This is a genomic window from Mangrovibacter plantisponsor (genome assembly GCF_003182475.1).
In the GTDB taxonomy this organism is placed as follows: domain Bacteria; phylum Pseudomonadota; class Gammaproteobacteria; order Enterobacterales; family Enterobacteriaceae; genus Mangrovibacter; species Mangrovibacter plantisponsor.
This window is the reverse complement of record NZ_QGTS01000010.1, coordinates 29,712-55,106: the sequence shown is the minus strand read 5'-3', so window position 1 is coordinate 55,106 and position 25,395 is coordinate 29,712. Positions and strand designations below refer to the sequence as shown.

The window sequence follows — 25,395 nt, the reverse complement described above, 5'->3', positions numbered from 1 at the left end:
ATGGCGGTGGATGTCTGGTTTGTGGTGTTGCCCGGGGTGCTGGCTTTAGATTTAACTGGCCCGGCAGAAACCTTTGGGCTGGCGGGGGGAGCATTTCGCCTGCATTACATTGGGCCGCAACCTGAAGTGGTCAGTTCGATTGGGCTGACACTGGGCGGTATTGCGCCATTGCCAGATACCCTGCCGCCTGGTAGCTTACTGGTCATTCCCGGCGTGACGGATTCCTCACGGCATTTCTCAACCCCGGAGGCTGAGCTGGTCCGGCGCTGGCTGACTCGCCTGCAACCCGCCATTCATCACCAGCAATTAGCGCTGTTATGTATTTGTTCCGGGGCATTAATGGCAGCACGGGCCGGGCTATTGCACCAGCGCCAGTGCACCACTCACCATGATGTTATTGCGCGCCTGAAGCAGGCAGCACCGGACGCCCAGGTCAAAACCAACCGGATTTTTGTTGCTGACCGGGGTATCTGGACCAGTGCTGGCATTACTTCGGGTATTGATGTCAGCCTGCATTTAATCAGCCACCTGTGTGGCCCGCATCAGGCGCTGGAAGTTGCCCGGGAAATGGTGGTGTGGTTCCGGCGCGCGGGAGATGACCCGCAGCTCTCGCCCTGGCTGCGTTACCGCAACCACCTTCACCCGGCACTGCACCAGGCACAGGATTTATTGTCTTCTGCGCCACAACAGGCGTGGTCGGTTCCGGCCCTTGCGCAACAGGTACATGTCAGCGCCCGCCACCTGGCTCGCCTGTTTCAACTGCATCTTGGCGTAACGGTACGGGATTACATTGAACAGTTGCGCCTGGCGCTGGCAGAGCAATACCTGCGCCAGGGGTTGCATGGTGAGCAGGTGGCGCTCAAGGCGGGGTTTTCGTCCCGCCGCCAGTGGCAGCGGGCATTGCTCCGTGTACCGGCTAACTCACCCAGCGCTTACGATCCACCCACTGGGTAACCGTTGCCAGAGCCAGGCTGCCGGCAAGTGTCGCGCTGAATACCCATAGCATGTCCAGCAGCGGATAACGGGTAATCTCGATATCCCGGGTGCGCAGGAAATGGATGAAAAAAGCATGGAAGCCATAAATACCCAGTGAATAGCGCGCAATGGTGGCAAGACCGGGCACCGGGCCGCCGCTCAGGGTATTTTTTACCAGAATAAACAGGCTGATTGCCGCAAGCAGCACCAGCGGGCTGGCATAACGATACCAGGTGTCTGCGAAATCGCCATGGGTATGTAAGGCATGTTGTGTTCCTTTAATAATCCCCACCACACAGGCGATAAAACCTGCCAGTGCCAGCAAAGTAACCCAGCCCCGTTCAGTTTGTAGTTGCCCCAGCGAATAACCCAGCACACCGTACAAAATGTAGTAGAACACATCGCCCTGAATATATAAGTCGACAGGTAACAGGCGGGTATGCCAGCCATAAACGGACTGCATATTCGGGTTGGCGATGACACCTAACACTGCAACCAGCAGAATCAGCACTGGCGCGCTGACTTTTCGGGCGTTGATTAATGGCGACATCAGGTAAAGCACAAATAGCGCGTAGAAAAACCATAAGTGATAGAACACGGGCTTTTGCAGAATATGCAGCCATGCCTGCCAGGCGTTGATTTGCGTGAGTGTGCTCATATAAAGAAGCGCAATGGCACTGTAAAACACCAGGCACAAAAACAGCCGGGCAATGTGCCTCGGTTGGGCGCTTCGTTCACCAAAGAACAGGTAGCCAGAAATCATAAAAAATAACGGGACACACACCCTTGATGCAGAGTTCAGGACATTCGCAACATCCCAGGTCATCAGGCTGACTTTATCGACATTGGTGAGATACCAGGTTGTGGTATGAATAACAATAACCATCAGGCAGGCAATACCGCGCAAGTTGTCAATCCAGGCGACTTTTTGATTCATCCGGTCCTCGGTTTCCGTGAATGTAGAGCCAGTGTGTTGGTTGAAACCCGCTTTGCCTCCAGGAAAAAACCGAGTTTCTTGTGGGTGACTTGCATCCGCCTGGTTCGCCCTGCACACTGGTAAATTATTACTAACATATTGATGCGGCTGGGCAGAAAACCCGGCCCGGGTTACCTGCACCCCATGCCTTTTCGCGGCTGGCCGTGGGGAGTTTGTTGGCACGAGGCGCATCGCACAGCACAACCTTTTTGATACAGAACTTATGATGACTGCGCTTTTTCGATGGCCGTTGGCAGGCCTGCTATTGCCCGTCAGCCTGCTCCTGGCAGGATGCCAGAGTGCCTCCCGGCCTGACCACACAACTTCTCGCCACTTTACACCCGCCCCGGTTGAAATGATGGCAGCACAATGCCGGGACCAGGTCTCCAGGCGCTATAACACAAAGTCCGACACGGTTGTATTCGATGCCCCGGAAGCGTTTCAGCGCAGCTATGAGATACGTGGCGCCACGCAACACCATGAGCGTTTTACCTGCACTTTTGACGACTCCGGAAAGTTTATGTCGTTATCTATGCGTTGATTGCTCAGTTAAGCAGGAAAAATGCGCATAAATGGTGTTATTTGTACGGTACAAATGATGTGTAAGGTTTTGTCGGAGGATTTGGGCTGTATATCTTGCGCCCAACGGGTATACTGACCGCTTCTTTATAAACCCACTCGTATCGCGTGCGAAATCAACATGCAAAAGTTTGATACCAGGACCTTTCAGGGCCTCATCCTTACATTACAGGATTACTGGGCTCGCCAGGGCTGTACCATTGTTCAACCGTTGGACATGGAAGTTGGTGCAGGCACTTCTCACCCAATGACTTGCCTGCGGGCACTGGGGCCAGAGCCCATTGCCGCCGCTTACGTACAGCCGTCTCGTCGCCCTACAGATGGGCGTTATGGCGAAAACCCGAACCGCTTACAGCACTATTATCAGTTCCAGGTGATCATCAAACCTTCACCGGACAATATTCAGGAACTCTACCTTGGCTCACTGAAAGAGTTGGGTATGGATCCCACGATTCACGATATCCGCTTTGTTGAAGACAACTGGGAAAACCCGACACTGGGTGCCTGGGGGCTGGGCTGGGAAGTTTGGCTCAATGGGATGGAAGTGACTCAGTTCACTTACTTCCAGCAAGTTGGCGGCCTTGAGTGTAAACCGGTTACCGGCGAAATCACTTACGGCCTGGAACGCCTGGCGATGTATATCCAGGGCGTTGACAGCGTATATGACCTGGTGTGGAGCGATGGCCCACTGGGGAAAACCACCTACGGCGATGTATTCCATCAGAACGAAGTAGAGCAATCTACCTACAACTTTGAATACGCCGATGTGGATTTCCTGTTTACCTGTTTCGAGCAGTATGAAAAAGAAGCGCAGCAGTTGCTGGCGCTGGAAAAACCGCTGCCATTGCCCGCCTATGAACGTATTCTCAAAGCGGCTCACAGTTTTAACCTGCTGGATGCCCGTAAGGCTATCTCGGTAACGGAGCGCCAGCGCTATATTCTGCGTATTCGTACTCTGACTAAAGCTGTGGCTGAAGCCTACTACGCTTCCCGTGAAGCGCTGGGTTTCCCTATGTGTAACAAGGACAAGTAAGAGGCTGCCATGTCTGAAAAAACCTTTCTGGTGGAACTCGGCACTGAAGAGTTGCCACCAAAAGCCCTGCGCAGCCTGGCCGAGTCTTTTGCTGCGAATTTTACCGCTGAACTGGATGCGGCTAATTTAGCCCATGGTGAAGTTCAGTGGTTTGCTGCACCGCGCCGCCTGGCGCTGAAAGTTATGGCTCTTGCGGCGACACAACCCGATCGCGAGCTGGAAAAACGCGGCCCGGCAATTGCTCAGGCCTTTGATGCCGAAGGTAAGCCGAGTAAAGCGGCTGAAGGTTGGGCCAGGGGCTGCGGTATTACAGTTGATCAGGCTGAACGCCTGGTGACCGATAAAGGCGAGTGGTTGTTATACCGTGCTCACGTGAAAGGCGAAACTGCAGAGAAACTGCTGCCTGCGATGGTCGGCAATGCGCTGTCTAAGCTGCCTGTCCCTAAACTGATGCGCTGGGGTGCTTCTGACGTGCAGTTTGTGCGCCCGGTTCATACGCTTACGCTGCTGCTGGGCGATACCGTGGTGCCAGCCACCATTTTGGGTATCGACTCTGACCGTGTGATTCGTGGCCACCGCTTTATGGGCGAGCCTGAATTCACCATTGATAATGCCGACCAGTACCCGCAAATTCTGCTTGAGCGTGGCAAAGTCATGGCGGATTACGCAATGCGTAAGGCCAAAATTAAGCAAGATGCCCAGGCCGCAGCCAGCCAAATTGGCGGTAACGCCGACCTGAGCGAAAGCCTGCTGGAAGAAGTGGCTTCTCTGGTGGAATGGCCGGTTGTGCTGACCGCGAAATTTGAAGAAAAATTCCTCGCGGTGCCTGCCGAAGCGCTGGTTTACACCATGAAAGGCGACCAGAAGTATTTCCCGGTGTATGACAACGACGGGAAACTGTTGCCCAATTTCATCTTCGTGGCAAATATTGAATCGAAAGACCCGCAGCAAATTATCGCCGGTAACGAGAAGGTGGTGCGTCCTCGCCTGGCGGATGCGGAGTTCTTCTTCAATACTGACCGCAAAAAACGCCTTGAAGATAACCTGCCGCGCCTTGAAACCGTGCTGTTCCAGAAACAGCTGGGTACGCTGCGTGACAAAACTGGCCGTATTGAAGCGTTGTCTGGCTGGATTGCCCGCCTGATTGGCGCGGATGTCACCCATGCTACGCGTGCGGGTTTGCTGTCCAAGTGCGACCTGATGACCAACATGGTGTTCGAATTCACCGATACGCAAGGCGTAATGGGGATGCACTATGCACGTCATGACGGCGAAGCGGAAGATGTGGCTGTTGCCCTGAACGAGCAGTATATGCCGCGTTTTGCCGGTGATGCCCTGCCATCCAGCCTGGTTGCCTGTGCTGTGGCTATCGCTGACAAAATGGATACACTGGCTGGTATCTTCGGTGTTGGTCAGCACCCGAAAGGCGATAAAGACCCATTTGCTCTGCGCCGTGCTGCACTGGGCGTACTGCGTATTATCGTTGAGAAAAACCTGCCTCTTGATCTGCAAACACTGGCTGAAGAAGCGGTGCGTTTGTATGGCGATAAACTCACCAATGCGCAAGTGGTGGATGACGTTATCGACTTTATGCTGGGCCGTTTCCGCGCCTGGTATCAGGAAGAAGGCCATGCGGTTGATACCATTCAGGCTGTTCTGGCGCGCCGCCCGACACGCCCGGCTGATTTCGATGCCCGCATGAAAGCGGTTTCTCACTTCCGAACGCTGGATGCGGCACAAAGCCTGGCTGCGGCCAACAAGCGTGTGTCTAATATTCTGGCAAAAACCGATGAGCCGCTGAATGAGCGGGTGAATGCATCGGTGCTGAAAGAAGATGAAGAAATTCGCCTGGCGATGCAGGTAACTGTATTACGTGACAAGCTGGAACCGTATTTCGCAGAAGGCCGTTACCAGGAAGCACTGGTGGAACTGGCTGAACTGCGCGACACCGTGGATGCTTTCTTTGACAAAGTCATGGTGATGGATGAAGACCCGGAACTTCGGGTTAACCGTTTGACGTTGTTAGAAAAATTGCGCGAGCTTTTCCTTCAGGTTGCGGATATTTCCTTACTGCAGTAAGGTTCTGCTCTGCTAAAAACAAAAACCCGCCTAATGGCGGGTTTTTTTGTCTCAGCTCAGGGTTTACAGGGAAGGTTAAAAAAACAGCTAACGTTTTATTGGAGTAACGGTTTTTTTGCCTGAATCAGGCGCATCAGTTTTAACTCGGTTGTGGAAGGCTGTGTCCGCCGTTCTTCCCACTCCAGGACATGGGCACGGGTAACGCCCATTGCACTGGCAAATTCATCAAGTTGCAGACCTGTGCCCTGACGTAATTGTTCATACTCCGAAAAAATGCTGTTCCGGTTTGCCAGGTTGGCCTGAGGCATATCTTTAAAAATCATCTGCTCAAGGCTTGTTAATAGTTCAGCTCCAGGGTCTTTTAATTCCATTGAGAACTCCTCAAATCTCACAGCGGAAAGGGCATACCTGTGGCACTGGGAATGAGCAAAAACAACGTGCGTTTTCCGGGGCCGCATTTTTAATAATAGACGGAAAATTGCTTGCAACAGCACAATTCATGAACGAAAAATGCGCATTGGTTTTTCGGCTTTCTGCTGGCTGGTTTTGCGAATAAATTCGTCGGATTCATAAGGAAAGGCTATTCAGTGTGCGCTGTCTGGACTATCCTTGTGTGCGTTGAATTTACGGTCGCGCTTGCGCGTTTTAAGGGTGTAAGGAGTAGAAAATGGCGACAGGAAAGTCCTGCTCTCGCTGGTTTGCGCCGTTTCTGGCGTTGTTGATGGTGGTCAGTTTGAGTGGGTGTTTTGATAAAGAAGCTGATCAGCGTAAGGCGTTCATTGATTTTCTGCAGAATACAGTGATGCGCAGTGGTGAGCACTTACCCACGTTAACCACCGATCAGAAAAAACAGTTTGGTAACTTTGTTTCTGACTACGCCATTCTGTATGGCTTTTCCCAGCAGATGAACCAGGCGATGGATTCCGGTATTAAACCGCTGGTGGACAGCATTAATGGGATTCGTGCGCCGCAGGATTATATGGCGAACCGCGACACATTACGCCAGATTAATGGCTCCCTTGGCGTATTGAGCCAGCAAATTCAGAATGCAAAAATGCAGGCTGATTCCGCGCGTTCCGGGCTGCAACTGGCAGATGACCTGAAGCCGGTATTTGACCAGGCTTACCAGAAGGTGGTGACTGCACCGTCAAATGCGGTTACCCCACTGATTCCGGCAGCACAAGTCTTGTCGCAGCAACTGGTTCAGGTGGGTGATTTTGTCCAGCAGCAGGGCGACAAAGTGAGCTTTGTGGCGAATGGTATACAGTTCCCAACCACAGAGCAGGCTAACCAGTATAACTCGCTGATTGGGCCGCTTACCGCACAACACCAGGCATTCAGCCAGGCATACTCCAGCGCGATGAGCGCCATGCAGTAAATTGTTTTTCCGCTCTGTGCCATAAACACAGAGCGGTTATTCCTGGTTTAGCTTTCCCAGTCTTGCTTTCCTCAGGCCTGTTTTGCAACAGCCGGGTTCACGCAGTTTTTCTCAACCTTACCTTCCAGCGCATTAAGCAGGTTCTCCACTGCTGTGGCCGCCATGTTGTAACGTGTTTCATGGGTGGCCGAACCAATATGTGGCAGGGCGACAACATTGGGCAGACTCAGAAGTGGGGAATCCACCGGCAGAGGCTCCTGTTCGAACACATCCAACCCGGCTGCGTGAATTTTTCCGCTTTTCAGGGCATCAACCAGCGCAGGTTCATCAATGACCGGGCCACGACCCGCGTTAATCAAAATGGCAGAAGGCTTCATCAGCGCCAGTTTTTCTGCATTCAGCACATGGTAAGTTTCATCGGTTAGCGGCAGGATACTGCACACAAAATCCGCTTCACTCAGCAGTGTATCAAGGTCACAATAGCGGGCGCCAAAGCGTGATTCTGCTTCGGTGTGATGACGGCGTGCGTTATACAACACCGGCATACCAAACCCAAAGTGCGCGCGTTGTGCCAGTGCCATACCAATGCGACCCATGCCAATAATACCGATAGTTTTATGGTGCACGTCCACGCCGTACCAGTCTGGCCCAATACTGCTGGTCCATTCACCTTTTTTTACCCGTTCGGCCACTTCCAGTACCCGACGGGCCGTTGCCAGAATCAGTGTCATCAGCGTATCTGCCACAGTTTCTGTCAGTTCGGTAGGTGTGTGCATCAGCAGGACATTGCGCTGAGTGAGGGCATCGACATCAAAGTTGTCGTAACCTACAGAAACGGTTGAAGCGGCGCGTAAAGCAGGCATGGCAGTTAACAGCGCCCCGTCCACTTTTCCCCCCGCACCTAACAAACCTGCCGCGCTGGCAAAAGCATCAGCATTGGCCTGAACAGTTTCCGGGCTCAGGTTATTCACCTGGATAACATCCACTTTTTCTTTCAGGCGGGCAACCAGGTTTTCGGGCAGTGTTTTATAGAGAATAATGGACGGCTTCATACAGGTCTCCGTAAATTCAACTGAATATTAACGGGCGGCAAATGCCGGCCACACGTTGTGATTTTGCCTGGAAAGGCTGATATGACGTTACGATTCTACTATTAGAGTACAGTGTTTGCGGAGCGGAAAAGTGCGAAAAAAGACAGATAATCACACTGTTTTTTGTGCAGATGCCCATTTTTGATGCGTTTATTCTTGGTGGGTATTTTTGTTTACTGGCAGCAGTAAAGGCAAAAACCGCATGCCGTACATATCTGGCATGAATATATATCGCCCGGCCTGAGTCTGTGCAACACAGAATGATCTTCTGGCTAAGGGGGGGGTATTTCTGATTCACTGCGCAACGGGTGGAAATACCAGAAAAAGACATGGGTAGAAAGTGTTATAAGTCAGAGTATTACCCGGGCTAATCTATAACCCGGGCGATATGTGTTACTGCAACGGCGACAAGGTAATTTCTACCCGGCGGTTTTGGGCTTTACCTTCTTCGGCTGTGTTACTGGCGACCGGGTTGGCCGGGCCCATACCAGAAGTGTGCACCCGGTTACCGGCAACACCTTGAGTAATCAGCGCACTGCCAACGCTGTCTGCGCGCTGTTGCGAAAGGCGCATGTTCAGGTCGTGCCCGCCAGTGCTGTCTGTATAACCCACCACGTTAACGGCGGTTTTCGGGTACTCTTTCAGCACCATTGCGACACCCGTTAGCGTATTGGCACCAGCAGGTTTCAACACAGCACTGTTGCTGTCAAAGGTGACATTATTGGGCATGTTCAGCACAATGTTATCGCCATGGCGCGTAACGCTCACCCCGGTCCCTTGCATTTTTTCCCGCAGCTTCGTTTCCTGGGCATCCATATAGTAGCCAATGCCACCGCCCAGTGCAGCACCGGCTGCCGCGCCAATCAGCGCACCTTTCCCCCGGTCACTTTTTGAAGAAGACAGTGCTCCCACACCGGCACCGACCAGCGAGCCAATACCTGCGCCAACGCCGGATTTTGCGGCCTGGCTCTCACCGGTATAAGGGTTTGTTGTACAACCGGAAATGACGAGTGTGGCGCATACTAATGTTGCGACCATAACCTTATGTTTTTTCATGTTATATCCTTATGCCGAAATTGAATTGTCGTAATGCGGATGGCGGTAGATTATGACGGCTTTACCGAAAGAAAATTTCGTTGAATAGTCTGATTTTGTAAAATGCGCCCACAGAGCGCGGCAAAACAACAACACTTAACACCTGCAAAGATCCCGGAGCCCATTGTGGATAAAAAACGATACCAGGTACTGACAGCAGCCCACTGGGGGCCTGTGTTGGTAGAAACTGATGGCGAAACGGTATTTTCGTCTCGTGGTGCCCTCAATACCTCGCATGAAAATACGCTCCAGACCGTTGTGGCAGACCAGGTTCACAGTCCAACCCGGGTGCGTTACCCCATGGTGCGTAAGGGCTACCTGGCATCACCGGACAATCCCCAGGGTATGCGTGGTCAGGATGAGTTTGTTCGGGTCTCCTGGGAAGATGCGCTGGCACTGGTTGACCGCCAGCACCGCCGTATCCGCCAAACCTGGGGCGCGTCGTCAATTTTTGCCGGTTCATATGGCTGGCGTTCCAATGGTGTGATGCACAAAGCCGCCACACTGTTACAGCGCTACATGAGTCTGGCTGGCGGGTATACCGGGCATTTGGGCGATTACTCGACCGGAGCGGCCCAGGTGATAATGCCGTATGTCGTGGGGGGTAACGAAGTTTACCAGCAGCAAACCAGCTGGCCTCTGGTGCTGGAGCACAGCGATGTGGTGGTTATGTGGAGTGCCAACCCACTCAATACCCTGAAAATTGCCTGGAACGCCAGCGACGAGCAAGGCATGAAGTATTACGAGGCGCTGAAAAAAAGTGGCAAACGCCTGATTTGTATTGATCCGATGCGTTCAGAAACCCACGATTTCTTTGGCGAGCAGATGACCTGGCTGGCTCCGTATATGGGGACAGATGTTGCAATGATGCTGGGCATCGCCACCACGTTGCTGGAAAATCAGTGGCATGACAGTGCTTTTCTGGACAAATACACCAGCGGGTTTGCTACCTTCCAGGGTTACCTGTTGGGTGAGCCGGATGGCATCAAAAAAGACGCCGATTGGGCTGCTGCGATTTGTGGCATACCAGCACAAACCCTGCGCGAGCTGGCACAGTTGTTCAGCCATAACCGCACTATGCTGATGGCCGGGTGGGGCATGCAACGCCAGCAATATGGTGAGCAGAAGCACTGGATGCTGGTGACGCTGGCCGCAATGTTGGGGCAAATTGGCTTGCCCGGCGGTGGTTTTGGGTTGTCTTATCATTTTGCTAATGGTGGTAACCCGACCAGGCGTGCAGCGGTGCTGGCGTCCATGCAGGGGAGTGTGGCGGGCGGAACTGATGCGGTAGATAAAGTGCCGGTCGCCCGGATTGTCGAGGCGCTGGAAAACCCGGGTGGTGCTTACCAGCACAATGGTGAAAACCGCATATTCCCGGATGTGAAAATGATTTGGTGGGCAGGTGGTGCTAATTTTACTCACCACCAGGATACCAACCGCCTGATTCGGGCGTGGCAAAAACCTGAGCTTATTGTTATCTCGGAATGTTTCTGGACCGGGGCGGCGAAGCATGCCGATATCGTTTTGCCGGTGACAACGAGTTATGAACGCAATGATATGACCATGACCGGGGATTACAGCCAGCAGCACCTGGTCCCCATGAAGCAGGTTGTGGCTCCTCAATATGAAGCCCGCGATGATTTCACTATTTTTGCCGACCTGAGTGAATACTGGGAGAAAGGCGGAAAACAGCGCTTTACGGAAGGCAAAGGTGAAATGGCCTGGCTGGAGACATTTTATCAAATGGCTGCCACAAGGGGGGCTGCCAACCAGGTATCGCTAATACCTTTTGCCACTTTCTGGGAACAGAACCAGCTCATCGAAATGCCAGAAAACCCGGCGAACAGCCAGTTTGTGCGGTTTGGTGATTTCCGGGCAGACCCACAGGCACATCCACTGAAAACCGAAACCGGTAAAATTGTGATTCATTCAGAGCGAATTGCCAGTTACGGCTACCAGGATTGCCCGGGGCACCCCACCTGGCTGGCGCCTGATGAGTGGCACGGTAATGCGCAACCAGAACAATTGCAGTTGTTGTCTGCCCACCCGGCTCACCGGTTGCACAGCCAGCTAAATTACAGCCGGTTGCGTGAACGCTATCAAATTGCCGGAAGGGAACCTGTGACACTCAATGCCACTGATGCGAAAGCCCGTGGTATTCGCCATGGTGATGTTGTTCGGGTATGGAATGGCCGTGGGCAAGTACTTGCCGGGGCGCATGTGACTGATGGCATTAAACCTGGTGTGATTTGTATTCACCAGGGTGCATGGCCGGATTTACAGGATGGCGAAGGTAGCCTGTGTAAACACGGCGCAGTGAATGTGCTGACCAAAGATATACCTTCGTCGCGCCTGGGGAATGGTTGTGCTGCGAATACTTCGTTGGTGTGGATGGAGAAGTTCACCGGAGAGTTACCAACGGTGACGGCTTTCACCCCGCCTGCCAGCTCATGATCCAGGTGGGCTCCTGGGTGTCGTCCTGCCAGGCGCTTTCAATAATACGAAAGCCCTGGGCATGGTAAAAACTCACTGCCCGGCTGTTTTTCTGGTATACCTCCAGGCTTAGCAGCGGGTAGCGATTTTTAACGTGGCTGAGTAATTCTCGCCCAATCCCATGGCCTACTGAATGGGGCGCGATAAAAAGCGCCCCAATAAAGCGCGATTCCAGTACGCTGACAAAGCCCTGTAACTCTCCCTGCTCATGGTAAACCCAGGTGGTGGCATGGGGCAGGTAAATATCCCGGACAACAGGCACACTTGCCTGCCAGTAACTGACCGGAATAAATTCGTGGGCTGCCGTTGTGCTGGCAAGCCAGAGTGACAGAAGTTCCGGCATGTCTCGTGCGCGGCTGCGACGAATCATCTGCCTGCCTCCGGGTGGCAGGCGCAACTGATTACATGGTCATTCACCAGCCCGCAAGCCTGCATGAACGCATAGCAAATGGTCGAACCAACAAATTTGAAACCCCGCTTTTTCAACGCTTTAGACATCGCTTCTGATACTGGCGTACTGGCCGGGACCGCAGACAATGTTTCCGGGCTGTTAATCACCGGCTGGTGGTCGACAAAACCCCAGATAAAATCTGAAAATGACTCGCCATTTTGTTCCATCGCGACCCATGCCCGGGCGTTCGTTATGATGGCTTCAATCTTACCCCGGTGGCGAATGATACCGGCATTTTGCAGCAGTTTTTCTACGTCATCCGCCTGCATTTCGGCGACTTTTTGCGGGTTGAACTGGTGGAATGCTGCACGGTAATTTTCCCGTTTTTTCAACACAGTAATCCACGACAAACCAGCCTGTTGGCCTTCAAGGCATAACATTTCGAATAATTTTTCGCCTGACTTTTGCGGTATGCCCCATTCATTGTCATGATAATCAATATAAAGTGAATCCTGGGTAACCCAACCGCAACGTTGCATGGTGCCAGTCCTTAATTGTGATGTGGTAAATCGTTATTATCGGCTATACGCTTAAAATATATACCCTGCGTTTTTGACATTGTTCAGGTAACACGCAGGTAAGAGGTAAAACTGGACGGACATCACACCATCCCGTGAGGCCCGTGGCAATCTCGGCAGGTAAATAAATCCTGTCGCAGTTGTGTTGTATATAAAAAAATACCGATAAAGAAAAAATAAAACCGAATATTTGCAGGCGTCCACCATGAACAGCATCTCCTTTAGCAGTGGCAAAGCAGTCAGTTATGCAGCCTGTTGTGGGTTGTGCGTGTTTTATTCGTCGGCGGCACTGGCGCTGGATACGCGCAGCGATAATGTCAGCACTGTTCCGGTTGCCCCACAGGAGAGCGTTGCCCGGGTGGATTACAACACTATTCTGGCACAGCACATCAAAGCGTCTCATGCACCAATGGGCAATATGGTCATGTGGCGTGACTCTTCATTGCCCGGTGAACAGTCCGTGAGTACGCACTGGCAATTCCCGTTAAACAATAACTTTGCCACAGGCCCCGTTGCCGGGTGGGATCAATACCGTGCACCCTGGTCTGGGTCGTCTGCTGAGGCGTCGAATGTGAGCCGTATTGGCTGGCGACTGGACTACGCCTGGGGTGTGATCCAGCCCTGGGCGCAGGTTGATCTTATTTCAGGTTCATCTTCGTGGTCTGAACCCTATACTGCCCAGAGTGGCCAGCAGGATGAGAAAATTGGCTTCTCAATGGGAGCAAATCTTCCATTAAATCAAAATATTGCTGCTTATGCGCGTTTGTCTCAGGGCAACACACAGCCAGGTAATGACCTGGCCACATGGCAACTGGGGCTGGACGTCGCGTTTTAAGCCAGGCCCGGAAATGGTGCAGCCTTATTTTGCCTCTGAACCTTGCGCACTAAAAAAGTGCATTTCTTGCTTGCCGCGTTTCAGCATCTTGCCTGTTCCCGATTAACTCAGTGACTTTATGGGTATTTAAGACCTGGTACACACTTTGCAACACCTTCGCCAGTTGCGTTTATTTTTGATTAATTTTATGGCGAGGTCGTTATGTCTGAACAACCGACAACATTAAAACGCTCACTGGGGAGCTTCCGGTTATGGGGCATCGCTGTTGGGCTGGTGATATCAGGTGAATATTTTGGCTGGAGTTATGGCTGGTCTGCGGCAGGAACCCTGGGGTTCCTGATAGTCGCTGTGTTGATTGCGGCCATGTACTGCGCGTTTATTTTTAGTTTTACTGAACTGACAACTGCTATTCCGCACGCCGGTGGGCCGTTTGCTTACGCTTTTCGCGCCTTCGGGCCAACCGGTGGTTTTATTGCCGGGTTTGCAACCCTGGTCGAGTTTGTCTTTGCTCCACCGGCCATTGCGATGGCGATTGGTGCCTACCTGAATGTGCAATTCCCTTCACTGGATCCCAAATGGGTAGCCTGTGGCGCCTACCTGGTATTTATGGCGCTGAATATTTTGGGCGTTGGCATTGCGGCAACCTTTGAATTGTTCGTTACATTGCTGGCAATTTTTGAGTTGCTGGTCTTTATGGGTGTGGTGGCTCCTGGGTTCCAGTGGAGCAATTTTGCCAGCCACGGCTGGGCAGGCAGTGACACGTTCTCTTCCGTAGCGCTTTCAGGTATGTTTGCTGCCATTCCTTTTGCGATTTGGTTCTTCCTGGCTATTGAAGGTGCATCCATGGCGGCGGAAGAAGCAAAAAATCCACGTCATACCATTCCTCGCGCACTGGGTGGCGGAATTATCACGTTGACGGTGCTGGCCGTAGGCGTGATGATCTTTGCTGGTGGTGTGGGTGACTGGCGTGCATTATCCAACATTAATGACCCATTACCTCAGGCAATGAAACTGCAGGTAGGTGGCAGCAGCGGCTGGTTACATATGCTGGTTTGGCTGGGGCTGTTCGGCCTGGTCGCCTCGTTCCATGGCATTATCATGGGGTACTCCCGCCAGATTTTCTCCCTGGCACGGGCCGGGTACCTGCCGGCTTCTTTGGCGCGTGTTAACCGCCGTACACAAACACCTGTTCTGGCAATCCTTGCCGGTGGTGTGATTGGTATCGCCGCTATATTTTCCGACTCCCTGATTACGATTAATGGCATGCCGCTGACTGCCAGCATCGTTACCATGTCTGTATTCGGTGCGATTGTTATGTACATCACGTCGATGGCGGCACTGTTCAGGCTGCGTCGCACGGAACCTGAGCTGGAACGCCCCTTCAAAGCACCGGGATTCCCGGTAGTTCCGGCATTTGCACTGGCTGTATCGGTACTCTGCCTGGTGGCGATGGTGTACTACAATTTTGAACTGGCGGTGATTTTCGCCGTAATGATGCTGGCCGGTTATGTATGGTTCCGAATGACAGCCACTGCTCGTGCCCGTGCTGCGCTGGATCCGCAACTGACAGTGATGTAATAAAGGTTATCCCATGTATAAAACCACTCTGGCGCACAACACATGGACATTCGCCAGTCTGAAAGAGGTTATGGCTAAGGCTTCCCCGGCGCGTTCCGGGGACCAACTGGCAGGCGTTGCCGCGGCAAGTGCGGAAGAGCGCATGGCTGCGAAATTCGTGCTGGCGGATTTACCGTTGACGACGTTTCTGAACCAGGCGCTGGTGCCTTATGAAGAAGATGAAGTCACCCGGCTTATCGTGGATACCCATGATCGGGAGGCGTTCGCTCCCATCAGCCACCTGACGGTAGGGGAATTTCGTGACTGGTTACTGGAAGATGGAACGGATCATGCGCTGTTAACCCGGGTTGCTCCGGGTATTACGCCTGAAATGGCTGCGGCAGTCAGTAAACTGATGCGCAACCAGGATTTGATCCTGGCGGCCAGCAAGTGCCAGGTCATCACCCGGTTTCGCAACACCATTGGTTTGCCTGGCCACTTAAGTGTGCGCCTGCAACCGAATCACCCCACCGATGACCTGCAGGGTATTGCCGCCAGCATGCTGGATGGCCTGCTGTACGGTAGTGGCGATGCGGTGGTGGGGATCAACCCGGCAAGCGACAGCCTGCCAGTACTTGAGCGGCTGAATTATATGCTGGACGATGTTATCAGCCGTTTCGAGATCCCCACACAGTCTTGTGTGCTGACCCATGTGACCAACACTCTGCAGTTAATGGAGCGCGGTGCGCCGGTTGACCTGGTGTTTCAGTCGGTTGCAGGTACGCAGGCGGCGAATACCGGTTTTGGTATTGACCTGGCGATGCTGGCTGAGGCGCGTGATGCCGCGCTGTCACTCAAGCGCGGTACGCTGGGCGATAATGTGATGTACTTCGAAACCGGCCAGGGAAGTTGCCTGTCGGCAGATGCCCATCATGGGGTGGATCAGCAAACCTGTGAAGCCCGTGCTTACGCGGTGGCCCGCCACTTTAAACCCCTGCTGGTTAATACGGTGGTTGGGTTTATCGGCCCGGAATATTTGTACGATGGTAAGCAAATTATTCGTGCCGGCCTGGAAGACCATTTTTGCGGTAAATTACTTGGCCTGCCACTGGGGTGCGATGTGTGCTACACCAACCATGCTGAAGCCGACCAGGATGACATGGATACCCTGCTGACATTACTGGCCGCTGCCGGGCTGACCTTCCTGATAGGGGTGCCGGGAGCCGATGACATTATGCTTAATTACCAGAGCACCTCATTCCATGATGCGCTCTATATTCGGCGTTTACTGGGGCTTAAACATGCACCAGAGTTTGCCGCCTGGTTAGAGCGGATGCAGATTATTGACCGCACAGGGCAATTACGCCTGACCGGTGCGAGCCACCCGCTGCTGAGTGCGTTACCTAAAGGAGAAGTGGCATGACATTACCGGATGCCTGGCGCTCCCTTACGCAGTTTACCGATGCCCGTATTGCGCTGGGGCGCAGTGGGGCAAGTTTACCTACCCGCGAAGTGCTGAAATTTGGCCTGGCGCATGCGCAGGCCCGGGATGCGATTCACCAGCCGTTTGACAGCGACAAAGTGGCTCAAAGTCTTGAATGTTTAGGGTTGAGAACTCTGACGGTGCAAAGTGCCGCGCCTGACAGGCACAGTTTTCTCCAGCGCCCGGATTTGGGCCGCCAGCTTAGCCTTGAAAGCCGAAACCAGCTCACCCAACTGCGTAATGATTCACCGGATCTGGTGCTGGTGGTGGGAGACGGTCTGTCATCCTGGGCGGTACATCGCCAGGCCTGTGAACTGGTTCGCGCATTACTGCCTTATCTTTCTGAACTGGGTATTTCACTGGGGCCAGTGGTTTTGGCTCATCAGGCGCGTGTTGCCCTGGCGGATGATGTTGGTGAGTGCTTACATGCAAAAGCAGTCGCCATGTTGATTGGCGAGCGTCCGGGCCTGTCTTCGCCAGACAGCCTTGGGGTGTATATGACCTGGTCACCCAGCCGGGGGCGGCGTGATGCTGAACGAAACTGTATTTCTAATGTGCGCCCGGAAGGGCTTAACTGGGATGCCGCTGCCTTTAAACTGGCGTGGTTACTGGAGCAGGCATTTATTCGCCGCCTGTCGGGGGTCAAGCTGAAAGATGAAAGTGATAACCCGGCTTTGTACGGGCGTGTTAAACCTCATTTGACACAGGTTAACGCTTTACGCGAGAAGTGAAAATCGTGATCTGCATCAAAGACAATTTTCACAATTAATATACAGGAATGGCGCGTAATACAGAGATAGTAAACACTCACATCGGTGGTTTGTGTTACGTGTCGTTCATGCATTTCAAGGCTGTTTATACCGCCTGAGATGCATTTCATTCCGCACTCAGTGCATTTCATGCCGTTTTTACCCAGTAAATTCCTCCCAAAGCGTAAGGTTACAGGCAGATAAATACCTTTCCTTATTCAGTAATGCAGGACATCTGCCATGAAAACATCAATTTCAAACCAAACGCGCTGGTTGACACTTGTGGGTACCATCGTGACTCAGTTCGCACTGGGTTCGGTTTATACCTGGAGCCTGTTTAATGGTCCGCTTTCTGAAAAACTTAATGAACCTGTCAGCCAGGTGGCATTCTCTTTCGGCCTGTTAAGTCTGGGCCTGGCGCTGGCTTCTTCTGTTGCCGGTAAGCTCCAGGAACGTTTTGGTGTCCGCCGTGTCACTATCGCTTCCGGGGTGTTATTAGGGCTGGGGCTGTTCCTGACCGCACACTCCAATAACCTGCTGATGCTCTGGCTGAGTGCTGGTGTGCTGGTTGGCCTTGCGGATGGGGCGGGTTACCTGCTGACGTTATCGAACTGTGTGAAATGGTTCCCGGAACGTAAGGGCCTGATTTCTGCCTTCTCTATTGGTGCTTATGGGTTGGGTAGCCTGGGGTTCAAATTTATCGACTCTCAGTTACTGGCTTCCTTTGGCCTGGATAAGACCTTCATGATTTGGGGTGGTATTGCACTGGTCATGATTGTGTTTGGCGCCTTATTAATGAAAGACGCACCGGTACAGGCGGTGAACCGTATCAATGGTGTCAGTAACAGTGATTTCACTCTGGCTGAATCCATGCGCAAACCACAGTACTGGATGCTGGCACTGATGTTCCTGACTGCCTGTATGAGTGGTTTGTATGTTATTGGTGTGGCGAAAGATATTGCTCAGAGCCTGGCGCATCTGGATGTCATGACGGCAGCCAACGCGGTTACGGTGATTGCGATTGCTAACCTGAGTGGCCGCCTGGTTATGGGGATCCTGTCCGATAAAGTGACCCGTATCCGTGTGATTACTTTCGGCCAGATTATTGCGCTGGTGGGTATGGCGGCATTGCTGTTCGCGCCTCTGAATGCGGTGACTTTCTTTGTGGCCATTGCCTGTATCGCCTTTAACTTTGGTGGCACCATCACCGTTTATCCTTCACTGGTAAGTGATTTCTTTGGCCTGAACAACCTGGCAAAAAATTATGGTGTGATTTACCTTGGCTTCGGGATTGGCAGTATCTGTGGTTCCATCATTGCATCGCTGTTTGGTGGCTTCCATGTGACTTTCCTGGTCATTTTCGCACTGTTGATTGTTTCTCTGGCGCTCTCTTCAACCATTCGCCAGCCTAAAGCGGATGTTTATGAAGGCGATGCTGCACATTCCCACGCCTGATGCGATAAGCTGAATTCAGCCAGATACAATTGATTGCATCTGTAAACAACGGCAACCGCGGTTCTTCCCCGGTTGTCGTTTGTTTTATCCGGCCGCGCAGGTTTACCCGCTTTCAGGTATTCCAGACTGCCTGCCAGGCAACCCTCAATTATTCCTCTGACGCCCCGCCGGCTGGCGGAACAATCCTATATTGTGGTGCAGGTTCTGTTTCCGTGCCGGTTTTTATTAATTTGTGCTGAACTTCGTCCCCCTGTCACCTGTCAGACTGCTGATTATGGCCAGTCTGGATTATTGAATGAAGATTTCTCGTCGTATTACACAGGTACAGCTCAGTTGCTTTCTTGCGCTGTATATTGGGTTGTTTCTTAACTGCTCGGTATTCTGGCGGCGTCTGCATGAGTCGATGGATATCACTCCGTTCTTCAAAGCCTTTGCGCTGACAACCGAGGTGTTTGCTACTGTTCTGGCGAGTTTCTTTGTGTTGCGCCTTTTTTCCCTTGGCGGGCGGCGTGCCTGGCAGGTATTAAGCTCATTTTTGGTGCTCTGCTCTGTTGCGGCCAGTTACTACATGGCGGTAATGAATATCACCATTGGCTACGGCATTATTGCGTCTGTGATGACGACCGACATCGATCTGACCAAAGAAGTGGTGGGCTGGCGTTTCTATTTATGGGTGCTGTTAATCGGCATTCCCCCGTTGTGGTTTATTTGGCGTAACCAGGGGCAGGATTCATTAATAAGGCAACTGTCAACGCGGCGGGAAGCCTTACGTCACCTGGGCGTGTTGTTTCTGGTTGCACTGGTTGTATGGGCGCCTGTTCGTCTTCTGGGAAACGTTCAGAAACACCACGAAAAAGGTTCCCGGGAAGATTTACCGAGTTATGGCGGTGTGGTGACCAGTGCTTATTTACCGGCAAACTGGCTTTCTTCTTTGGGGCTCTATGTGTGGGCTAAGGTGGATGAAACCCTGGATCACCGTTCTCTCATTAACCCGGCAACCCGCAACCACTGGAACGTACCAGCGAACCTGAACGATGTGCAGGTGGTGTTTATCATTGGTGAGACAACGCGCTGGGACCATATGGGCCTGTTTGGTTACTCAAGGAATACCACGCCCAAACTGGCACAGGAGAAAAACCTGGCGGCATTCCGCGGCGAGTCCTGTGATACCGCGACCAAACTCTCATTACGTTGCATGTTTGTGGGCAAGGGTGGTGTCATGGATAACCCACAGCGAACCTTACTGGAGCAAAACGTCTTTGCCGTGTTGAAACAACTGGGGTTCTCCAGTGATTTGTATGCGATGCAAAGCGAAATGTGGTTCTACAGTAATACGATGGCCGATACCATTGCCTGGCGGGAACAGATTGGTGCGGAAGGCCATAATCAGGGCAAAACTGTGGATGACATGTTGCTGGTGGATGAAATGGTCCGGTCGCAGTTGCAACACGCACAGGGTAAACACCTGGTTATCCTGCATACCAAAGGGTCGCATTATTCGTATGTTCAGCGTTATCCCCGTGAGTTCGCCATCTGGCAACCAGAATGTATGGGGGTTAACAAGCACTGTTCGGCGCAAACACTGATCAACGCATATGATAATTCAGTACGCTATGTGGACAGTTTTATCAGTTCGGTTATCGACCAGGTGCGTGATAAGAACGCGATAGTGTTCTACGCTGCTGACCATGGGGAATCGATTAGCGACAGCCTGCATTTACACGGCACACCGCGCAACATTGCACCGCCAGAACAATTCCGGGTACCGTTACTGGTCTGGGCTTCTGATAAGTTCCTGCAGACGCCAGAAAATGCGCAGCGTTTTGGGCAATTGCAGCAACAGGCCAAAGAAGGTGTGGTGCATAAACATACCGAATTATTTGACTCGGTGTTGGGGTGCCTGGGGATAACATCCCCGGATGGGGGAATTGACGCTTCACGCAACTGGTGCGCACTGCAAAATACCAAAGGGAAAAGCGACCCCACTTTGTGATGCTGGCTTTCCAGGCGATCAGAAGTCTTTTTTAAATAAGGGATTGACGCGATGCAGTGCCGGCAGTAATATGCGCCCCGCATTCGGCGAGTAGCGCAGCCTGGTAGCGCAACACGTTCGGGACGTGTGGGTCGGAGGTTCAAATCCTCTCTCGCCGACCAAATTCAGACCCGCAGTGATATCACTGCGGGTTTTTTGTATCTGGAACATTTAACAACTTTTAGAAAAGTTCTTAAATAACGACTTTGCCCGAGTGCGACGCTCAAGCGCCTTATTTTCCCCAGTTTCCTATCACGTTTTGTTATCTTTACCGCGTGGTTATTTTTATTGTCTTATGGATAACAACAGCATTTTTTACTGAAATGCCTGTCGTTGGCACTATTTTTTGTTCATATATTCACCATTCAGCCAAAAAGTTGTCATAAATCACATTGGGTTATTGCACTGCTTGTGATTCATTTGTTGGTTTTTTGTTTTGGTTTTATTGTCATAGCATAAATTTATGTGCTGTAAATAACACAAACTCCTTTTTTTCATCTTTGTTTTCACTTTCTCACATTCCGTGTAAATACCCGTTACGTATATTGACGTTTGGCTCATCAGTTGACAGATTGTAGGGCGTGAGAGGCCATTTACGGACAGTCTGTCCTGCGAGACAGTGGCCCTTGTGGAAGGATTCCCCATCCTCATCAAGCTTTACGGGCTTGCCCGAGCGAACCGGGTAAAAAATAAGAAAGGTTCGCCGGTTTAACACAACACATATCACATTGGAGCAGAAGAATGAGTATTTCCTTGAAGAAGTCAGGGATGCTGAAGCTTGGTCTGAGCCTGGTGGCTTTGACAGTTGCAGCAAGTGTTCAGGCAAAAACCCTGGTTTACTGTTCAGAAGGCTCGCCAGAAGGCTTTAACCCACAGCTGTTCACTTCCGGTACTACCTATGATGCCAGCTCAGTGCCCATCTACAACCGCCTGGTTGAATTTAAGATTGGCACCACCGAAGTGATCCCGGGCCTCGCTGAAAAGTGGGATGTAAGCGCTGACGGGAAAGTGTATACCTTCCATTTGCGTAAAGGCGTTAAATGGCAGAGCAATAAAGAATTCAAACCGACTCGTGACCTGAATGCCGACGACGTTGTCTTCTCCTTCGACCGCCAGAAAAACCCTAAAAACCCTTACCACAATGTCTCTGGCGGCAGCTATGAGTACTTTGAAGGTATGGGTCTGCCTGACCTGATCACTGACATCAAGAAAGTTGATGATTACACCGTTCAGTTCGTACTGGCTCGCCCTGAAGCACCGTTCCTTGCTGATATGGCAATGGACTTCGCTTCTATTATGTCTAAAGAATATGCTGATGACATGATGAAAGCGGGTACACCGGAAAAAGTGGACCTGGACCCAATCGGTACCGGCCCGTTCCAACTGGTTCAGTACCAGAAAGACTCCCGTATTCTGTATAAAGCGTTCCCGGGCTACTGGGGCACCAAACCGCAGATTGATCGTCTGGTCTTCTCTATTACGCCGGATGCTTCCGTGCGTTACGCAAAACTGCAGAAAGATGAATGCCAGGTTATGCCGTACCCGAACCCGGCTGATCTGGAGCGTATGAAGAAAGACCCCAAAATCAACCTGATGGAACAGCCTGGACTGAACGTTGGCTATCTGTCCTTCAACGTTGAGAAAAAACCGCTGGATAACGTGAAAGTACGCCAGGCGCTGACCATGGCTGTTAACAAAGAAGCGATTATCAAAGCGGTTTACCAGGGGGCTGGTCAGGCTGCTAAAAACCTGATCCCGCCAACCATGTGGGGCTACAACGATGCGGTTAAAGATTATCCGTATGATCCGGTAAAAGCTAAAGAGTTGCTGAAAGAAGCGGGTCTGCCGGATGGCTTCAGCATCGATCTGTGGGCAATGCCGGTTCAGCGCCCGTATAACCCGAATGCCCGCCGTATGGCAGAAATGATCCAGGCTGACTGGGCGAAAATTGGCGTGAAAGCCAAAATCGTTACCTACGAATGGGGTGAGTACCTCAAACGTGCCAAAGCCGGTGAACACCAGACCGTTATGATGGGCTGGACCGGGGATAACGGGGATCCGGATAACTTCTTCGCCACACTGTTCAGCTGTGATGCGGCGAAAGACGGTTCTAACTACTCTCGTTGGTGCTACAAGCCGTTCGAAGACTTGATCCAGCCAGCACGTGCTACAGAAGACCACAACAAACGTGTGGAACTCTACAAGCAGGCTCAGGTTGTGATGCATGATCAGGCTCCTGCTCTGATTATTGCTCACTCCACGGTTTTCGAGCCGGTGCGCAAAGAAGTTAAAGGCTATGTGGTGGATCCGTTGGGCAAACACCACTTCGAGAACGTATCCTTAGAGTGATACACCCGCGTGCCTTTCTGCGGTAATGGGTGCCAATGGCTTGTTCACCCGTTCCCGGAAAGGCCCGGATGTATTCCTGATATTTCAGCCGGCCAAACACGCGTGTGCGCCAGCCAACTGAAATATAAAGGGTATAAGACCGGACTTGTTCTGCCAGCACCCCTCTCCCGGCGGGAGGGGGTCAGGGTGAGGGAACATATATTATGTACCTCACCCTTGCTGTCTGTAATGTGGGCTGATTTCCCCGTTGCGGCAGAACCGATGTACGTTGTGAGCAATACATTTCGCTGCCCCCGGTAGCGGAAGATGATAGAGAATCCGGCTAATGTTGCAGTTCATTCTCCGACGTCTGGGATTGGTTATCCCAACGTTTATAGGTATAACCCTTGTTACTTTCGCTTTCGTCCACATGATTCCGGGTGACCCGGTGATGATCATGGCGGGTGAACGCGGGATCTCCCCCGAACGCCACGCTCAACTGCTGGCTCAATTAGGGTTAAACAAACCACTCTGGCAGCAATATGTCACCTATATTTGGAACGTATTGCACGGGGATTTAGGTATCTCCCTGAAAAGCCGCCTGCCTGTCTGGCAAGAATTCGTTCCGCGTTTCCAGGCCACTCTGGAACTGGGTGTGTGTGCCATGATTTTTGCTATTGCTGTGGGTATTCCTGTTGGGGTACTGGCAGCGGTAAAACGCGGCTCCATTTTTGACCATACCGCCATTGGCCTGGCGCTGACGGGTTATTCCATGCCGATTTTCTGGTGGGGGATGATGCTGATTATGCTGGTGTCGGTGCACTGGAACCTGACGCCAGTTTCCGGGCGTATAGGCGACACGGTCTTCCTTGATGACTCGTTACCCCTGACCGGATTTATGTTGATAGATACCGCGATTTGGGGCGAACCGGGCGATTTCCTGGACGCACTTGCGCATATCGTTCTGCCTGCCATTGTGTTGGGTACCATCCCACTGGCGGTTATTGTGCGTATGACCCGTTCCGCCATGCTGGAAGTGCTGGGTGAAGATTATATCCGTACTGCCCGCGCTAAAGGCCTGAGCCGCCTGCGAGTGATTGTGGTCCATGCTTTGCGTAATGCCATGCTGCCAGTAGTCACTGTTATTGGTCTGCAGGTTGGTACTTTGCTGGCAGGGGCAATCCTGACTGAAACCATTTTCTCCTGGCCTGGACTTGGCCGCTGGTTGATTGAAGCACTGCAACGACGGGATTACCCGGTGGTGCAGGGCGGTGTGCTGTTGGTCGCGACACTCATCATTCTGGTTAACCTGGTTGTCGACCTGTTGTACGGCGTGGTGAACCCGCGTATCCGGCATAAGAAGTAAGGGGTTATCATGACGCAAGTAACTGAAAACAACGTGGTGGCAGCCCCGGTGCCAATGACACCGTTCCAGGAGTTCTGGCACTACTTTAAACGTAACAAAGGTGCAGTAATTGGGTTGGTTTACGTCACCCTGATGCTGCTGATAGCGCTGTTCGCCAACTTTGTGGCCCCCCATGATCCAGCTATGCAGTTCCGTGATGCATTGTTGCACCCGCCGGTCTGGGAAGACGGTGGTAGCTGGAAGTTTATTTTGGGCACCGATGATGTGGGCCGCGATATTCTCTCCCGCCTGATGTATGGCGCACGCTTATCCTTGCTGGTGGGCTGCATGGTAGTGGTACTGTCTCTGATTATGGGGATTGTACTGGGCCTGGTTGCTGGCTATTTCGGCGGCACGGTGGATACCATCATCATGCGTGTGGTGGATATTATGCTGGCCCTGCCGAGTCTGCTGTTGGCACTGGTGCTGGTGGCGATTTTCGGCCCCTCGATAGTCAATGCTTCCATGGCACTGGCCTTCGTCGCGTTACCGCACTATGTGCGTTTAACCCGTGCTGCGGTGCTGGTTGAAGTGAACCGCGACTATGTAACCGCTTCGCGGGTTGCTGGTGCCGGCGCGGTACGCCAAATGTTCGTCAATATTTTCCCTAACTGCCTGGCTCCGCTGATTGTGCAGGCATCTATGGGCTTCTCTAACGCCATTCTGGATATGGCTGCGTTGGGCTTCCTGGGTATGGGTGCACAACCGCCAACACCAGAATGGGGCACCATGCTTGCTGACGTTTTGCAATTTGCACAAAGCGCCTGGTGGGTGGTGACCTTCCCGGGGCTGGCGATTTTGCTGGCCGTGCTGGCTTTCAACCTGATGGGTGATGGCCTGCGTGATGCACTTGACCCCAAACTCAAGCAGTAAGAGGCACCCG

At 52.3% G+C, this 25,395-nt stretch carries 21 protein-coding genes and 1 tRNA gene; 16 read left to right on the top strand and 6 right to left on the bottom strand.

Features of this window, described 5'->3' with window-relative positions:
- On the top strand, positions 1 to 954 hold the full coding sequence (locus DES37_RS16560) for a GlxA family transcriptional regulator (RefSeq protein ID WP_036107083.1): 954 nt from the start codon (positions 1 to 3) through the stop codon (positions 952 to 954).
- Here DES37_RS16560 and DES37_RS16555 read toward each other — a convergent pair.
- The gene (locus DES37_RS16555; protein ID WP_110027045.1) at positions 917 to 1,912 is read right to left on the bottom strand and encodes an acyltransferase; all 996 of its coding nucleotides are present in this window, start codon (positions 1,910 to 1,912) and stop codon (positions 917 to 919) included. The genes DES37_RS16560 and DES37_RS16555 overlap by 38 nt on opposite strands.
- A 262-nt stretch (positions 1,913 to 2,174) precedes the next feature.
- Here DES37_RS16555 and DES37_RS16550 point away from each other — a divergent pair, with 262 nt between their 5' ends.
- From DES37_RS16550 to glyS, 3 genes are all read left to right on the top strand, one after another.
- Entirely contained in the window at positions 2,175 to 2,492 is a 318-nt protein-coding gene (locus tag DES37_RS16550) for a YsaB family lipoprotein (protein WP_110026873.1), read from the top strand.
- Positions 2,493 to 2,651: 159 nt separating this feature from the next.
- Positions 2,652 to 3,563 carry a glycine--tRNA ligase subunit alpha gene (glyQ, locus tag DES37_RS16545; protein ID WP_036107088.1) on the top strand — a complete coding sequence of 304 codons (912 nt, stop codon included), beginning with the start codon at positions 2,652 to 2,654 and terminating at the stop codon, positions 3,561 to 3,563.
- 9 nt (positions 3,564 to 3,572) lie between these two features.
- Complete coding sequence (gene glyS / locus DES37_RS16540; RefSeq protein WP_110026871.1) at positions 3,573 to 5,642, top strand: glycine--tRNA ligase subunit beta; 2,070 nt, start codon at positions 3,573 to 3,575, stop codon at positions 5,640 to 5,642.
- A 95-nt stretch (positions 5,643 to 5,737) separates the two neighbouring features.
- Here the strand turns inward: glyS and DES37_RS16535 are convergent, their stop codons facing one another.
- Positions 5,738 to 6,013, bottom strand: a complete 276-nt coding sequence (locus tag DES37_RS16535) for an HTH-type transcriptional regulator (protein ID WP_110026869.1) — start codon at positions 6,011 to 6,013, stop codon at positions 5,738 to 5,740.
- Between the two features lie 296 nt (positions 6,014 to 6,309).
- On the opposite strand from DES37_RS16535, the gene DES37_RS16530 reads away from it, so the two are divergent.
- Positions 6,310 to 7,020, top strand: coding sequence for a DUF3053 domain-containing protein (locus DES37_RS16530; RefSeq protein ID WP_036107093.1), 711 nt, complete (start codon positions 6,310 to 6,312; stop codon positions 7,018 to 7,020).
- A gap of 71 nt (positions 7,021 to 7,091) precedes the next feature.
- Here the strand turns inward: DES37_RS16530 and ghrB are convergent, their stop codons facing one another.
- Positions 7,092 to 8,072, bottom strand: coding sequence for a glyoxylate/hydroxypyruvate reductase GhrB (ghrB, locus tag DES37_RS16525; RefSeq protein WP_110026868.1), 981 nt, complete (start codon positions 8,070 to 8,072; stop codon positions 7,092 to 7,094).
- Between the two features lie 432 nt (positions 8,073 to 8,504).
- Positions 8,505 to 9,167: an OmpA family lipoprotein gene (locus DES37_RS16520; protein ID WP_110026866.1), complete on the bottom strand. Its 663-nt coding sequence runs from the start codon at positions 9,165 to 9,167 to the stop codon at positions 8,505 to 8,507.
- 165 nt (positions 9,168 to 9,332) lie between these two features.
- Here DES37_RS16520 and DES37_RS16515 point away from each other — a divergent pair, with 165 nt between their 5' ends.
- Positions 9,333 to 11,660 (top strand): molybdopterin guanine dinucleotide-containing S/N-oxide reductase, encoded by a 2,328-nt coding sequence (locus DES37_RS16515; protein ID WP_245930113.1) that lies wholly within the window; start codon positions 9,333 to 9,335, stop codon positions 11,658 to 11,660.
- Here the strand turns inward: DES37_RS16515 and DES37_RS16510 are convergent.
- Positions 11,638 to 12,069 carry an N-acetyltransferase gene (locus DES37_RS16510; RefSeq protein WP_036107101.1) on the bottom strand — a complete coding sequence of 144 codons (432 nt, stop codon included), beginning with the start codon at positions 12,067 to 12,069 and terminating at the stop codon, positions 11,638 to 11,640. The two genes, DES37_RS16515 and DES37_RS16510, sit on opposite strands and share 23 nt — an antisense overlap.
- Entirely contained in the window at positions 12,066 to 12,629 is a 564-nt protein-coding gene (gene tag, locus DES37_RS16505; RefSeq protein WP_110026862.1) for a DNA-3-methyladenine glycosylase I, read from the bottom strand. Before tag ends, DES37_RS16510 begins: the two co-directional genes overlap by 4 nt.
- 244 nt (positions 12,630 to 12,873) lie before the next feature.
- Between tag and DES37_RS16495 the strand changes: the two genes are divergently transcribed.
- From DES37_RS16495 to dppC, 10 genes are all read left to right on the top strand, one after another.
- A complete protein-coding gene (locus DES37_RS16495; RefSeq protein ID WP_110026859.1) occupies positions 12,874 to 13,503 on the top strand; it encodes a hypothetical protein in 630 nt (209 codons plus the stop codon).
- Positions 13,504 to 13,704: 201 nt separating this feature from the next.
- Complete coding sequence (gene eat / locus DES37_RS16490) at positions 13,705 to 15,081, top strand: ethanolamine permease (protein WP_036107110.1); 1,377 nt, start codon at positions 13,705 to 13,707, stop codon at positions 15,079 to 15,081.
- 13 nt (positions 15,082 to 15,094) lie between these two features.
- On the top strand, positions 15,095 to 16,483 hold the full coding sequence (locus DES37_RS16485) for an ethanolamine ammonia-lyase subunit EutB (protein ID WP_110026857.1): 1,389 nt from the start codon (positions 15,095 to 15,097) through the stop codon (positions 16,481 to 16,483).
- Positions 16,480 to 17,274 (top strand): ethanolamine ammonia-lyase subunit EutC, encoded by a 795-nt coding sequence (gene eutC / locus DES37_RS16480; protein ID WP_036107116.1) that lies wholly within the window; start codon positions 16,480 to 16,482, stop codon positions 17,272 to 17,274. Before DES37_RS16485 ends, eutC begins: the two co-directional genes overlap by 4 nt.
- A gap of 258 nt (positions 17,275 to 17,532) precedes the next feature.
- Positions 17,533 to 18,747: an L-lactate MFS transporter gene (locus DES37_RS16475; protein WP_110026855.1), complete on the top strand. Its 1,215-nt coding sequence runs from the start codon at positions 17,533 to 17,535 to the stop codon at positions 18,745 to 18,747.
- Between the two features lie 295 nt (positions 18,748 to 19,042).
- Positions 19,043 to 20,740 (top strand): kdo(2)-lipid A phosphoethanolamine 7''-transferase, encoded by a 1,698-nt coding sequence (eptB, locus tag DES37_RS16470; RefSeq protein WP_110026853.1) that lies wholly within the window; start codon positions 19,043 to 19,045, stop codon positions 20,738 to 20,740.
- Between the two features lie 84 nt (positions 20,741 to 20,824).
- Positions 20,825 to 20,901: transfer RNA gene (locus tag DES37_RS16465), tRNA-Pro, on the top strand.
- A gap of 619 nt (positions 20,902 to 21,520) precedes the next feature.
- Entirely contained in the window at positions 21,521 to 23,128 is a 1,608-nt protein-coding gene (gene dppA / locus DES37_RS16455) for a dipeptide ABC transporter periplasmic-binding protein DppA (protein ID WP_110026850.1), read from the top strand.
- A gap of 325 nt (positions 23,129 to 23,453) precedes the next feature.
- On the top strand, positions 23,454 to 24,473 hold the full coding sequence (gene dppB / locus DES37_RS16450) for a dipeptide ABC transporter permease DppB (protein WP_036107125.1): 1,020 nt from the start codon (positions 23,454 to 23,456) through the stop codon (positions 24,471 to 24,473).
- Between the two features lie 9 nt (positions 24,474 to 24,482).
- Positions 24,483 to 25,385 carry a dipeptide ABC transporter permease DppC gene (gene dppC / locus DES37_RS16445; RefSeq protein WP_110026848.1) on the top strand — a complete coding sequence of 301 codons (903 nt, stop codon included), beginning with the start codon at positions 24,483 to 24,485 and terminating at the stop codon, positions 25,383 to 25,385.
- Positions 25,386 to 25,395: the final 10 nt, after the last annotated feature.